Annotated in this window: 16 protein-coding genes; 7 read left to right on the top strand and 9 right to left on the bottom strand. The window is 69.2% G+C overall.

Going from position 1 to position 12,835, the window contains the following annotated elements; genetic code table 11:
- The first annotated feature begins 84 nt into the window (after positions 1 to 84).
- Genes ACWEKR_RS07250 through ACWEKR_RS07235 form a run of 4 tightly spaced genes read left to right on the top strand, consistent with a single transcriptional unit; the run spans position 85 to position 3,656 of the window.
- Complete coding sequence (locus ACWEKR_RS07250; protein ID WP_452353808.1) at positions 85 to 735, top strand: ABC transporter permease; 651 nt, start codon at positions 85 to 87, stop codon at positions 733 to 735.
- Positions 728 to 1,924, top strand: a complete 1,197-nt coding sequence (locus ACWEKR_RS07245; RefSeq protein ID WP_452353730.1) for an ABC transporter ATP-binding protein — start codon at positions 728 to 730, stop codon at positions 1,922 to 1,924. The genes ACWEKR_RS07250 and ACWEKR_RS07245 overlap by 8 nt, the downstream gene beginning before the upstream one ends.
- On the top strand, positions 1,921 to 2,685 hold the full coding sequence (locus tag ACWEKR_RS07240; RefSeq protein WP_452353729.1) for an ABC transporter permease: 765 nt from the start codon (positions 1,921 to 1,923) through the stop codon (positions 2,683 to 2,685). The genes ACWEKR_RS07245 and ACWEKR_RS07240 overlap by 4 nt, the downstream gene beginning before the upstream one ends.
- Positions 2,682 to 3,656, top strand: coding sequence for a glycine betaine ABC transporter substrate-binding protein (locus tag ACWEKR_RS07235; RefSeq protein ID WP_452353728.1), 975 nt, complete (start codon positions 2,682 to 2,684; stop codon positions 3,654 to 3,656). Before ACWEKR_RS07240 ends, ACWEKR_RS07235 begins: the two co-directional genes overlap by 4 nt.
- Before the next feature lie 119 nt (positions 3,657 to 3,775).
- On the opposite strand, the gene ACWEKR_RS07230 is transcribed toward ACWEKR_RS07235, so the two are convergent.
- On the bottom strand, positions 3,776 to 4,417 hold the full coding sequence (locus ACWEKR_RS07230) for a TIGR03086 family metal-binding protein (RefSeq protein ID WP_452353727.1): 642 nt from the start codon (positions 4,415 to 4,417) through the stop codon (positions 3,776 to 3,778).
- 89 nt (positions 4,418 to 4,506) lie between these two features.
- Here ACWEKR_RS07230 and ACWEKR_RS07225 point away from each other — a divergent pair, with 89 nt between their 5' ends.
- On the top strand, positions 4,507 to 5,478 hold the full coding sequence (locus ACWEKR_RS07225; RefSeq protein WP_452353726.1) for a helix-turn-helix transcriptional regulator: 972 nt from the start codon (positions 4,507 to 4,509) through the stop codon (positions 5,476 to 5,478).
- 134 nt (positions 5,479 to 5,612) lie between these two features.
- Here ACWEKR_RS07225 and ACWEKR_RS07220 read toward each other — a convergent pair whose 3' ends face one another.
- A complete protein-coding gene (locus ACWEKR_RS07220; RefSeq protein ID WP_452353725.1) occupies positions 5,613 to 7,073 on the bottom strand; it encodes an MFS transporter in 1,461 nt (486 codons plus the stop codon).
- A gap of 69 nt (positions 7,074 to 7,142) precedes the next feature.
- On the opposite strand from ACWEKR_RS07220, the gene ACWEKR_RS07215 reads away from it, so the two are divergent.
- Positions 7,143 to 7,628: a MarR family winged helix-turn-helix transcriptional regulator gene (locus ACWEKR_RS07215; RefSeq protein WP_195085938.1), complete on the top strand. Its 486-nt coding sequence runs from the start codon at positions 7,143 to 7,145 to the stop codon at positions 7,626 to 7,628.
- Between the two features lie 7 nt (positions 7,629 to 7,635).
- Here ACWEKR_RS07215 and ACWEKR_RS07210 read toward each other — a convergent pair whose 3' ends face one another.
- Complete coding sequence (locus ACWEKR_RS07210; protein ID WP_452353724.1) at positions 7,636 to 8,451, bottom strand: AraC family ligand binding domain-containing protein; 816 nt, start codon at positions 8,449 to 8,451, stop codon at positions 7,636 to 7,638.
- Between the two features lie 63 nt (positions 8,452 to 8,514).
- Between ACWEKR_RS07210 and ACWEKR_RS07205 the strand changes: the two genes are divergently transcribed.
- Positions 8,515 to 9,441, top strand: a complete 927-nt coding sequence (locus tag ACWEKR_RS07205) for a DMT family transporter (protein WP_452353723.1) — start codon at positions 8,515 to 8,517, stop codon at positions 9,439 to 9,441.
- Positions 9,442 to 9,500: 59 nt separating this feature from the next.
- On the opposite strand, the gene ACWEKR_RS07200 is transcribed toward ACWEKR_RS07205, so the two are convergent.
- The 6 genes from ACWEKR_RS07200 to ACWEKR_RS07175 form a co-directional block, all read right to left on the bottom strand.
- The gene (locus ACWEKR_RS07200) at positions 9,501 to 9,719 is read right to left on the bottom strand and encodes a hypothetical protein (RefSeq protein WP_452353722.1); all 219 of its coding nucleotides are present in this window, start codon (positions 9,717 to 9,719) and stop codon (positions 9,501 to 9,503) included.
- Positions 9,720 to 9,895: 176 nt separating this feature from the next.
- Positions 9,896 to 10,480 (bottom strand): NADPH-dependent FMN reductase, encoded by a 585-nt coding sequence (locus ACWEKR_RS07195; protein ID WP_452353721.1) that lies wholly within the window; start codon positions 10,478 to 10,480, stop codon positions 9,896 to 9,898.
- An 80-nt stretch (positions 10,481 to 10,560) separates the two neighbouring features.
- Entirely contained in the window at positions 10,561 to 10,932 is a 372-nt protein-coding gene (locus ACWEKR_RS07190) for a hypothetical protein (RefSeq protein ID WP_063023959.1), read from the bottom strand.
- A gap of 11 nt (positions 10,933 to 10,943) precedes the next feature.
- Positions 10,944 to 11,420 (bottom strand): roadblock/LC7 domain-containing protein, encoded by a 477-nt coding sequence (locus tag ACWEKR_RS07185; RefSeq protein ID WP_452353720.1) that lies wholly within the window; start codon positions 11,418 to 11,420, stop codon positions 10,944 to 10,946.
- Positions 11,417 to 12,247 carry a hypothetical protein gene (locus ACWEKR_RS07180; RefSeq protein WP_452353719.1) on the bottom strand — a complete coding sequence of 277 codons (831 nt, stop codon included), beginning with the start codon at positions 12,245 to 12,247 and terminating at the stop codon, positions 11,417 to 11,419. Before ACWEKR_RS07180 ends, ACWEKR_RS07185 begins: the two co-directional genes overlap by 4 nt.
- Positions 12,237 to 12,596 carry a hypothetical protein gene (locus ACWEKR_RS07175; protein ID WP_228829795.1) on the bottom strand — a complete coding sequence of 120 codons (360 nt, stop codon included), beginning with the start codon at positions 12,594 to 12,596 and terminating at the stop codon, positions 12,237 to 12,239. The genes ACWEKR_RS07180 and ACWEKR_RS07175 overlap by 11 nt, the downstream gene beginning before the upstream one ends.
- Positions 12,597 to 12,835 lie beyond the last annotated feature (239 nt).

Raw genomic sequence — 12,835 nt, 5'->3', positions numbered from 1 at the left:
CAACCCGCAGGAACCGAAATCGGGTACGGCACCGGGAAAACCGCGCTAGTCTCCGGAGAGACCAGCCGATGGGGAGGTACGGCCCTGGACACGCTGTGGACATTCATCGTGCACCGGCGGCACCAGTTGCTGGTCGACTCCTACCTGCACGTCTCGGCCGTGGTGCAATCGGTGCTGCTGGCCACGATGGTCTCGGTGCTCATCGGAGTTCTGGTCTACCGCAGTCCGTTCGGCTCATCGATCGCCTCCGCGCTGGCAGGCGCGGTGCTCACCGTTCCGTCGTTCGCGCTGCTCGGCCTGCTGATCCCGATTCTCGGCCTCGGCGTCGCACCGACGATCACCGCGCTCGTGGTGTACGCGCTGCTGCCGATCCTGCGCAACACCATCATCGGACTCGATTCGGTGGACCCGGCCGTGACCGATGCGGCCCGCGGCGTGGGGATGAACCGCCTGCGGGTGCTCGCCCGCATCGAACTGCCGCTGGCCTGGCCCGCGATCCTGGCCGGCATGCGAGTGAGCACCCAGTTGATCATGGGTATCCTCGCGCTCGCCGCGTACGCCAAAGGCCCCGGGCTCGGCAACCTCATCTTCTCCGGCCTCGCGCGCCTCGGCAGCCCGAACGCGGTGCCGCAGGCTCTGGTCGGCACGATCCTCGTCGTCGTGCTCGCGCTCGTACTCGACGGCATCTACGTGCTGATCGGCCGGCTCACCACCTCGAGGGGAATCCGTGACTGAGACCGAAACACCCGGCGCCACTGCGGGATCCGTCGTCTCCGGCGTCGAGATCGTGCTGCGCTCGGTGACCAAACAGTATCCGGGGCAGCGCGACCCGGCCGTGGACAGCGTCTCGCTGACCATCCCCGCCGGTGAGATCGTGGTGCTGGTCGGACCGTCGGGCTGCGGCAAGACCACCACCATGCGGATGATCAACCGGCTGATCGAGCCCACCTCGGGCACCATCACGATCGACGGGCGCGACGCGGCCACGATCCATCCCGACCGGCTGCGCCGCGGCATCGGCTACTCGATTCAGCAGGCCGGACTGTTCCCGCACCTGACTGTCGCGAAGAACGTCGCCACCGTGCCGGGGCTGATCGGCTGGGACCGGCGGCGCATCGCGGCCCGGGTCGACGAGATGCTGGAGCTGGTCGGACTCGACCCGGCCACCTTCCGCGACCGGTATCCCCGGCAGCTGTCCGGCGGCCAGCAGCAGCGCGTCGGCGTGGCCAGGGCGCTGGCGGCCGACCCGCCCGTGCTGTTGATGGACGAGCCGTTCGGGGCGGTCGATCCGATCACCCGGGGGCTGTTGCAGGACGAGTTGCTCCGTTTGCAAGGTGAACTCGGCAAGACGATCGTCTTCGTCACCCACGATTTCACCGAGGCGGTCAAACTCGGCGATCGCATCGCCGTGCTCGGTGACCGGTCCCGGATCCTGCAGTACGACACGCCCGCAGCGATCCTCGCCGATCCGGCGGACGAGACGGTCGCCGGTTTCGTCGGTGCGGACGCCTCGCTCAAACAGCTCACCCTCACCCGCGTCGGGGACGTCGACCTCGGCGACTGCCCCACCGCCACCGAGCAGGACCCGATCGATGAACTGCGCGCCACGCTCGCAAGCCGGGACTGGCCGTGGGCGCTGGTGCTGGACGGTCAACGCCGGCCGCGCCGCTGGGTCTCGGCCGAACAGCTGGCGCACGCCGACTCGCTGCACGGCCTCGGCTCACCCGTGCCGGAGACGTTGTCGCTGAAGTCGACGCTGCAAGACGCGCTGGACGCCTTGCTGACGCATCAGAGCGCCACCGCGGTGGTGACCGGGACGCGCGGCGAATACGTCGGGCTGATCACCATCGACACCCTGATCGGGCACCTGTCGGCGCTGCGGGCCGAACACGGCGGCCGCTCCGGGACGGATGGCGCGCCATGACCACGGCCGCCGTGACTCCCCCCGCCCAGCGCCGCGCCGAACGCCTCCGGCTGGTCGCGCAACCGCTGCTCGTGCTCGTGCTCACCGCGGGCGTGCTGGTGTGGGCGTTCGCCCGCGACCTCACCGCCACCCAGCGAGCGAGCCTGAACGCGCGCAATGTCGCGACCGTCACCTGGCAGCACGTGCTGATCACCGCGACGGTGGTGCTGATCGTGGTCGCGGTGGCCGTCCCGCTGGGCACCCTGCTCACCAGGCCGGGATTCCGTCGTCTCACACCCGTTTTCGTCGGCATCGCCAACATCGGCGCGGCCGCGCCGGCCATCGGCCTGATCGTGCTGTTCTACCTGGCCACCCGCACCACCGGCTTCTGGATCGGCGTGGCGCCGATCGCGTTCTACTCGCTGCTTCCCGTGCTCCGTAACACCATCCTGGGCTACCAGCAGGTGGACCCCACGCTCGTCGACGCGGGCCGCGGTCAGGGCATGTCGGCCCTGGCGGTATTGCGCCGCATCGAGTTTCCGCTCGCGGTGCCGTACATCCTGGCGGGGTTGCGCACGTCGTTGGTGCTCGCGGTCGGCACCGCGACGCTGTCGTTCCTGGTGAGCGCGGGCGGGCTCGGCATCCTGATCGACACCGGCTACAAACTGCGTGACAACGTCACGCTGGTGGTCGGCGCGGTGCTCGCGGTGGCACTGGCCCTGCTGGTGGACTGGCTCGGCGCGGTCGCCGAAGCGTTCCTCGGGCCGAGGGGGCTGAAATGAGCCGGGGGTGGCGCGCGCTCGCCCTCGGGGTGGGGATGGCATTGCTGGCGGCCTGTGGGCTGCAATCCGGCAGCGCGGTGCCGCTGCGGGTGGGGCCGGGCAGCATCCGCCCGATCCCCGAACTCGACGGTGTGCGCGTCACGGTGGGGTCCAAGGACTTCACCGAGCAGAACATTCTCGGGTACCTCATCGAGTTCGCCTTGACGGCGGCGGGCGCCGAGGTGCGCGATCTGACCAATATCCAGGGCTCCAACAGCGTGCGCGACGCCCAGCTGAACGGGCAGATCGACCTCGCCTACGACTACACCGGCACCGGCTGGATCAACTACCTCGGCAACGAGACGGCGGTCCCGGACGAGATCGGCCAGTTCGAGGCGGTGCGCGACGCCGACCTCGCCCGGCACGGCATGGTGTGGGCCGCCATGGCGCCGATGAACAACACCTACGCGCTGGTCATGAGCGCGCGGACCGCTCAGGAGACCGGTGTGCGCACACTGTCGGACTACGCGAGGCTCGTCGCTGCCGACCCCGCCGCCGCGGCCATCTGCGTCGGCACCGAATTCAACGTCCGGCAGGACGGCTTCCCCGGTCTGGCCCGCAGATACGAGATCGATGCGGGCAAGGTACGCAAGCAGATCGTGCAGGACCCGGTGGTCTACCAGGCGACCGCCGACGGCAGACAGTGCCGCTTCGGCTCGGTGGCCGCCACCGACGGACGCATCCCGGCGCTCGATCTGGTGCTGTTGCAGGACGATCGCGGATTCTTCCCGAAATACAACGCCGCTCTGGTGCTGCGCAAGAGTTTCGCCGACGAGCACCCGGAGGTGATCACGATCCTGACGCCGATCTCGCAGCGCCTCACCAACGAGGCGATCACCGAGCTCAACCGTCGGGTCGATGTGGACGGACGCGAACCCGCCGAGGTGGCCCGGGACTGGATGGTCGCCCAGGGGTTCGTCACCGCCCTCTGACCGTCGAGTGAATAAGGCACCTCCCGCCGGAGGCCGTCCGATGAACCACACCACTGGAGGGCACGGCGCCGCTACGCCGTCCGCGGGGCTCGGTCGGTGAGCCCCGCGTCGACGGCTGCTCAGCGCGGATCGCGGCCCAGGTAGCGCAGCAGTTCTCCCAGAGCGCCATCGGACGGGCCGTCGACGATCGCGGCGTAGGCCCCCCACTGACGCAGCGGTTCGGTGATCTCCGCCGTCTCGCCCGTGCCGGGCGCGGGATGAGTGGCCCGGGCGGCGGTGAGCAGGTGAGCGGCGAGTTCGTCGGTCAACGGGGACGGCTGGCCGGTCGCGATCGCGATGTCCCAGGCGTGAACCGCCGCATCCAGCGCGCACAGGACCGCGGCCACCGGAGTGGCGAGCGCACCGTGCGGCAGCGGCGTCGGCACAGTATCGGTGGCGTCGTCGACCGTGGTCCAGGCGAACGCGGTCTGCTCGATCGCCGCGCGCACCAGGTCCGCGGGGGTGCCGTCGATCGTGCCGGAGGGCGCGAACGGATTGTCGGCCGGACCGTCGCCGATGCCGAGCGACTTGGCGTACGCCAGCTGGTCACCGGCGGCATGCTGCACGACCTGCGTCACGTCCCATTCCGAGCACGGGGTGGGCAGGTGCCACTGATCCGCGCGCACGCCGGCGACGACGCTCTCGAGCGCGCGGTGGGAGTCGGCGAGCACGTCGCGCCACACGGGGCGCAGGGTCGCGGCGGCGGTGGTGGTGGCGTTCATGTCGGGAGCCTTTCGGTCGTTCTTGCTGATGACACAAGCCTATTCGCACATTAGGCTAGTTTCCTTCCTGATTGATAAGGAGATGAAAAGTGGCGTCGACCACACCACGTCTGCTGCGGTTGCTCGCATTGCTCCAAGACCGTGCGCACACCGGCCGCGAGCTGGCGGAGCGGCTCGGCGTCACCGATCGCACCCTGCGCCACGACATTCAGCGCCTGCGCGAGCTGGGCTATCCGGTGCACGCCGGACGCGGCGCGATCGGCGGCTACCGGCTCGGCCGCGGCGCGACCATGCCCCCCTTGCTGCTGGACGACGACGAAGCGGTGGCCGTGGCCGTCGCGGTCGGGCTGGCCGAGGACGGCTCCACCGGTATCGCGGACATCGCCGAGCACGTCACCAAAGCGCTGGGCAAGCTGGACCAGATCCTGCCGAAACGCTTGCAGCGCAAGGTGTCCGCACTGCGTGAGGCGACGGCGATCGGCCCGGCCACCACCGGATCGCGCGAACCGGACGCGCCGGTGCCCGCCGCGGTGCTCACCACCCTGGCCGGCGCCATCCGTGACGGCGCGACGGTCCGCATCGCCGAAGCCGGAGCCGAATCTTCGATCGAGATCGAGCCGTACCGGCTGATCAACTGGCAGCGCCGCTGGTACCTGGTCGTCTACAGCCTGGAAGACCACTCCTGGCGGGCGATCCCGGTCGCCCGCGTCGTGCGCGCGGAGACGACTTCGCGCCGTTTCGCCGCCCGCGCGCTGCCCGACGACGATCTGGTCGCCTTCGTCATGCGCCACATCGCCACGACCGGGTGGCGGGTGCAGGCCCGGGTCACCGTGCTCGCGCCCGCCGAAACGGTCATCGCCCGGATCAATCCCGCCGTCGGCGTGGTCGAGGCGGTGGACACGGACACCTGTGTGTTGTACACCGGCGCGGACGCGCTGGAGACGATCGCCATCTACCTGTCCATGCTGATGATGGACTTCCGCGTCGACGGCCCGCCGGAGCTCGTCGCCCACATCCGCACCCTCGGCCGCCGGTACACCGAGGCCGTCGCCGACACCTGATCACGGAGGCGACCGAACGTCATTCGCCGACCACCGACGCGGTGCACGGTCACCCGCGCGAGACCTCGCGCGGGTGGCGGCACCCGACAAGCAGAGTCGCGGACGACGGAATCCGGTACCGAGTGCGGCGGCCGTCAGGAATGCCCGGTGGTGGTCGCCGCGTCGGCGCTCTTGCGCATCGGGATCAACGCGGACAGCCCGATCGCGACCAGCGCTGCCACCATCGCGATGAGGAAGGTGGTGTGGAACCCGTCGCGCGAGGGCAGTAGGTGCGGACCGAACTGAATGGTCATGTGCGCGAGCACCACGCTCATCACCGCCGCGGAGGTCGAGGTGCCGATCGAGCGCATCAACGAGTTCAAGCCGTTCGCCGCCGCCGTTTCGGTGATCGGCACCGCGCCCATGATCAGCGCGGGCATCGCCGCGTAGGCCAGGCCGACACCGCCCGCGACGATCACCGCGGCGAGCATGATCTGCCAGACGCTGTTCATCAACACCACCGCGCACAGGTAACCGACGGCGATCACCGCCGACCCGAGCGCGAGAGTGACCTTGGGCCCGCGGCTAGCCGACAGCCGCGCCGACACCGGCGACAGCAGCATCATCACGAAACCGGTCGGCGCCAGCGCCAACCCGGCGCTGATCATGGACAGCCCGAAGCCGTATCCGGTCCGCTCCGGCGCCATCAGCAGCTGCGGGAAGGTCAGCGACATGCCGTAGAGCGCGAATCCGACGGCAATCGAGGCCGCGTTGGTGAACAGCACCCGCGGCCGCGCCGAAACCCGCAGGTCCACCAACGGCGAACGCTGCCGCAGTTCGAAAGCGCCCCAACCGATGAACACCACCACAGACGTCGCGAACAGAATCAGGATCGGAGCGCTGGCCCAGCCCCAGTCCGCGCCTTTCGTGATCGCGACCAGCAGCGCCAGCAGCGCCGCCGACAGCCCGATCGCACCGCCGAAGTCGAAGCGGGCGGGCGTGCGCACCGGCGATTCCGGCACGAAGACGAACACCAGGGCGGCGCAGACGACGCCGAGCGCGGCGGAAGTCCAGAACAGCACGTGCCAGTTCGCGTTCTGCGCGATGGCCGCCGCCACCGGCAGGCCGATCGCGCCGCCGACGCCCAGCGTGGCGCTCATGATCGCCATCGCCGAACCCACCCGCTCGGCGGGCAATTCGTCGCGCATGATGCTGATGCCGAGCGGGATCGCGCCGACCGCGGCGCCTTGCAGCGAGCGGCCGACGATCTCCGGCAGCAGCGTGGAGAACGACGCGCAGACCACCGAACCAGCCACGAGCAGCAGCAGATTCGCGAACAAGATGCGGCGCTTGCCGAACATGTCGCCCAGGCGGCCGCTGATCGGGGTCGCCACCGCGCCCGCCAGCAGCGTGGCCGTCACGACCCAGGAGGCGTTGGACGCGGAGGTGTGCAACAGGACGGGCAGCGACGGAATGATCGGAATAACCAGCGTCTGCATGAGCGAGACGACGACACCGACCATGCCGAGCGTCGCGATGAGCAGGGCCGGCGTGGGCCGCCGCCGGTCGCCGGATTCAGAGACGCTCGAGGACGCGTCGGCAGCTACAGTCACCATGTGCACGGTACATATGGTGTGTATGCTGCACAATTTGGTATCGACGTGATGCCCGCGACATAGTGAGGTATGTCCGACTCCGGCCCCGGCGACGACAGTGCGGCGCTGAAGCGCCTCACCTTCGAACTGTCGCTGCTGTCCAGGCACTTCCCCGCCGCACTGCTGCGGCGTCCCGGCTTCCGGCTCGACCGCTCGGCGTACCTGATCTTGACCCGGCTGGAACTGGACCACCCGCTGAGCCTGCGCGAGTTGTCCGAAGCGTTCCAACTGGACATTTCCACCATCAACCGCCAGGTCGGAGCGATGCTCAAGCAAGGATTGGTCGACCGGGTGCCCGATCCCGACGGTGGCATCGCCCGCAAGGTCCGCGCCAGCGCGAAAGGCCTGGAATCACTGGCCTCCGACCGTATGCAGAGCAGGCAGGGCATCGGCGCGGTAGTGGCCGACTGGACCGAGGCCGACGTCGAACTACTCGGCAAACTCATCGAGCGCTTCAATCAGTCGGTCGAAGACAAGGAGCAGAATCCTTGGCCGCGCCCGCCGGAACCGGCGTGACGAGCGGTCACGCGGCGGAGTAGACGCCGGGAGTGATGCCGTAGCAGCGGCGGAACCAGCGGGTGAGATGTGCTTGGTCGGCGAAACCCGCCGCCGCGGCCGCTTCGGCGACCGGCCTGCCCGCCGCGATCAACCGGCGAGCCGCGCGCAGCCGCAGCAGACGCTGGTAATCGCTCGGCGCGAGACCGTAGTTCGCGCGGAAAGCGCGGTACAAGGCGAAGCGGCTGGCGCCGCTCGCCTCGACCAAGTCGTCCATCGAAAGCGGATCGAGATAGCGGTCGTCGAGCACGGCGCGGACGCGGTGGGCGATCGCGGCGCCCGGCTCGGCCGTCGAGCGCACCAGCGGACGACGCGCCGCACGCCGCGCCAACGCCGCGACGGAAGCGGCCAGCGCCTCGTCGGCGGCGAGTTCGGTGGCCGGGCCGCTGAGGGCGGCGCTGAGCCGGCGCAGCGCCGCGGTGAGCACCGGGTCGCGCAGCACCGGCTCGGTGAACAGCGGCAACCCGGCCGGACGACCGGCCTGGTCGGACAGCAGATCGGTGACCAACTCGGCGCCGATGTGCACGATGGAGTAGGTGAAGCCCGCCTCGGTGCTGCTGTGGCCGTTGTGCGGCTCATCCGGGTTGAAGGCCATCACCATGCCCGCCGCGCTGGTCCGCGCCGCGCCGCGGCAATCGAAGCTCTGCGCGCCGAACTCGGTGCAGCCGAAGGAATACGTCTCGTGACTGTGCGCGTGGTAGACGTGCCGTTCGAAGTGCGCGCGCATCAACTCCACCGGGCGGTTCGGCATTCGCCGGTATCGCACCCACTCACCGTCGGCCACCATCCCATTGTGCGCGCACCAGCGTTCAAGACCGCGGGGCCGCCCCTCAGCAGGATCGGATCCGTGCGTATCCGATTGTTGCTCGTCGTGGTCATGGCTTTATGGGGTAGCGCGTTCGCGTCCTCGAAACTCGCGATCCGGGAAGTGCCGCACGAGGTGGCGGGGTTCCTCCGCTTCTTCCTCGGCGCCGTCGTCCTGCTCGTCGTGCTGCGCCTGCCCAGGCTCGCGGTGCGGGAAGCCGGGCGGGTGGCGGCGCTCGGACTGATCGGCGTCTTCGGCTACAACGTCCTGTTCTTCCTCGCTCTCGCCCTGGCGCCCGCGGCGGATGGCAGCGTGATCGTGCCGATGGCGGCCCCGGTCATCACCGTCGCCGTCACGACGGCGCTGACCCGTACCCGGCCGACCGCGGCTCGAGCCCTCGGGCTCGCTCTGGCAGTCGGCGGCGGTGTCGTCTTCTTCCTCGGCATCCCCTCCGGCGGCGGAGATCGTCTGCTCGGCGACCTCGTCTTCCTGGGCGCGGCGGCGTGCTGGGCCTGTTACACCATGCTCGGCGCTCCGGCGCTCGCCCGGCTGGCGGCGCCTACGGTGACGGTATACGCCACGGCCATCGGAGCTTTGGCACTCGGCATTGTCGCGGCGCCGCACCTGACCGACGTGGCCTGGTCCGAACTCGATGCCGAATTCTGGCTCAATCAGGCATACCTCGGCGTCCTGCCGACCGCGCTCGCGTACGTTCTCTACTACCGCGCCGTCGGCGAGGTGGGCCCGGCGACAGCCGCCTCCGCCATGTTCCTGGTCCCCGCTTTCGGTCTCGCGTGCGCGTGGCTGCTGCTCGGCGAATCCATCGCCCCGGTCCAAGCCCTCGGCGCCGCATTGATGTTCGCCGGGGCGTGGCTCAACACTCGCGAGGGCAAGCCGAGCGCGGCCACGCCGCCGCCGATCGAACCGGATGCCCGCGATTTGCCTCTCTCGCCGGGGTCACGGCACTGAGCGTCAGCCCTGCATTGCGCAGGTGGGGCAAGCAGCGCCGGCGAAGCTCGACGTAGCCGCTAGCCGCAGACCTGCTGATGCGCGTTCCGCAACGCGACCGCGAGCGGATCCTGCGACAGGCCGTACGGGTCGATGCTGTTACGCACCACCCATATGGCACCGCCCACCACCAGGCAGAGCGGAGTGGGCGGCTGGGACGGCGGGTTCGCTTGCGCGATCGTCGTCCCCGCTGCCATGAACGAACCGGCGATCACCAACGCCGCGAGCATTTTTCGCATCGTCGAGTCCTTTCGTCGCCGCACAGCGTACGCCGGATGCCACGACGAAACCGCAGAATGCGGCCCTTGCGAACGTCCCGGTGCGCAGATTCGGGCCGCCGGACGGCCGAGCCCATCGACTCGGCCGTCCGGCGCCGTCGTGCACCGGGGCTATCGGCACAGCAGATCCGGAAGCACTATGCGGTATAGGGATATTCGGCGCGGGCCGACCGCAGAACGCGACCCCACCAGACCAATTGGCCCAGTAGTTTGTCCGCCGCGACGGCAGGCATCTCTTGATCCGCCGGCCGGCCCGCGGCATCGAACCGACTCCCCGCATCGTGGAAACTCACCGTGTCGCGCACGGTTACCGCGTGCAGTTCGGCGAAGACGTGCCTGAGGTGCTCCACGGCACGCAGACCACCGGAGATGCCGCCGTAGGAGACGAAACCGACCGGCTTGGCCCGCCATTCGGTGTAGTGCCAGTCGATGGCGTTCTTGACCGACGCCGGATAACTGTGGTTGTACTCGGGTGTCACCACGACGAAAGCGTCCGCCGCGGCCAGTCGGGGGCCGACGGCTGCCAGCGCCCGCGCCGCCTCGGGTTCGGGACGGTGGGAAAGACGGTCCGGCAGTGGCGTTTCGGCCAGATCGACGACGTCGACGGTGACGTCGTCGCGCCGGTCGGCATGTGCGGCGAACCACTCGGCGACGGTGGGGCCGAAGCGGCCCGCTCGGGTACTGCCGACAATTACGGCGAGCTGGATCGGGAGGTCGGGCATGAGGATTCCCTTCGACGCTTTTCGGTACGGAATCAGCGTCGAACCTGAACCGAAGTTCAGGTCAAATCGGCACGCGCCGATCAGACCTCCAGATCCTCCTCGATGCCCCGCAGGCGGTGCCGGGCCATCGCCAGATTCGCCCGCCCCCGGTCCAGCGCGAGATACAGGAACAGGCCCTTGGACTTGCGACCGGTCATCGGCCGGATGATGTGGTACTGCCCGGACAACGTGATGAGGATGTCCTCGATGTCCTCCTTGAGCCCCAACTGGTCCATGGTCCGCAGCTTGGCGCGCACCACCTCGGTGTTGCCCGCACCCGCGACCTGGAGATCCAGCGACTTGGAACTGCCGAGCATGCCCAGCGCCATGCCGCTGTTGTAGTCGACCACGGCGGCGCCGATCGCGCCGTCGATCACCATCATGTCTTTGAGTGCCAGATCCATATTGGACATATGTGTTCCTTTCAGTGGGTTTTCGTTGCCAGTCGGCTCTCTGCGTCGGCTGCCACCGGCGTCAGCAAATCGGCGATCGCACGGGCCGCCGGACGGGATTCCAGATGCAGCCGACCGATGTTCACCTCGGGTGCGGCCAGGACGGTCAGTGCGGTCCAGCCCGCCGCGTAGATGACCACGTGCCCCCCGGTGCCGTGCACCACCACTTCGCTGAACCCGCCGCCGTGCGCGGTGGTCGCCAGCCGATGGGACAGTGACAATTGCGAGGCGGCCATGGCGGCCATCCCGTTGGGCTCGATCTGCGGGGGTAGATCGTGGGCGACGAGCAGCCCGTCGTTGGAGGCCACGAGCGCGCCGGTCAGCCCCGGGACGCGATCGCGCAGTGCCTTCAACTCGGTGAGCACCGCCGCGTTCGGTTCGGGTCCGGACATCCCCACCTTTGTCAACCTTCCCATCCAATCGCCGAGCAGTTTCTTCCGCGCGGTCACGCGAGTTCCTCCAAAGCCGCTTGCAGGCGGACGAGCAGGTCCCGGTCCGGCGGCTCCAAGCGTTCGACAGGAGCCGGCGGGGCCGAGTGCCTGCCCCGGCGGCGAGGAAGCCGGCCCGGTGCGGCGGCCACGGGCGCGACCGCCGGGCGTTCGGCGACCGGCGACGCGAGCGCGGACGGCCCGGCCGCCACGGGAACCGACGCCGCGGTGGGTGGCTCGATCAGCCCCGCCGTGGTCAGATCCCGAACCGCCACCAGACATCCGTAGGTCGTGCGGCCGAGTTCCCGGCCGATTCCCGCGATGCTGCGCCGGGCGTCGGCGGCGGCCAGCACCTCGGCCTGCCCGCCGGTGAGCACCAGACGCCGGCGCCGCACCCGGCGGACCGGCACCACCGGGACGCGATCGACCAGGTCGGCGGGCCACGGCCCGGACTCGGGATCGCCGCGCCGCGCACACTCCTGCACGAGCGCGCGGGGCGTGATGTGGCAGACCGGGGCCAGCCAGTGCGGCGGGGCCGGGCGGAACTCCGGGACGGCGGGCGAGGCCAGCAGGAAGTAGGCGGCATCGAAGACGGACAGCATCGCCAGGGTTTCCAGCCGTGGCCGCCCCAGCACACGACCGGGATCCCCCGCATCGGCGCGCCGCCAGTCCTCGGCGGTCGCCACGCCCGCCTCGACGACCAGCCGGTCCAGCCCGGTGGTGCGGCGGCAGTCGGCGGAGACGATCGCGCCTTCGGCGAGATGAAACGCACCGTCGCCCGCCCGCAGCACGCCCGTACTTCCTTCCTTCTCCAGCCGCCGCAATTCGACCGCGAGTTCAGGACTCATGCGCGCCCTCGGCCAATTCGTCGAGAATTGCGTGCAACTGGAATCGCGCCATCGCGAGATTTCCGGCGTCCTCGTCGAACAGCACGTGCACGAAAAGCCGTCCGTCGAAGTCGCCGTTCAGCAGGTTGAGCAGGTGATATCCGCGGGTCCCGCAGACGATGATCTCGGTGACGTCGTCACCGTCGCCGCCGCTGGACAAGGCCGGGCAGGCCAGCACCGCGCGTACGACATCCGTTGTGGCGGCGGCATCTTCGTGCTCGTCCACCAGTTCGTGCCTGCCGTCCGCGGCGATCGCCAGACCGCTCGCACCGTCCACCAACGTCACACTGCGCGCACCAGGAATATCCATGATGCGTTTCAGACAGCCGTCGATACCGATCACGCGCCACCACTTGTCATGAGGGGGTTTACGGGTTCCAGACGCTACACACGGGCACGGTGCGGTGTACAGCAAATCGGGGAGAAATTTCCGGTAAAAATGATTCCCCCTGGCAGCGCGAAATAAATACCTTCCGGTATTCAAACCTCCCGGTATTCAATACCTTTTGGTTTCCATTGCCGACACGTCGAAAATGCCACAATAAATCC

The sequence above is a fragment of the Nocardia sp. NPDC004573 genome (assembly GCF_053602135.1).
This window is presented reverse-complemented; position numbering and strand designations above follow the sequence as displayed.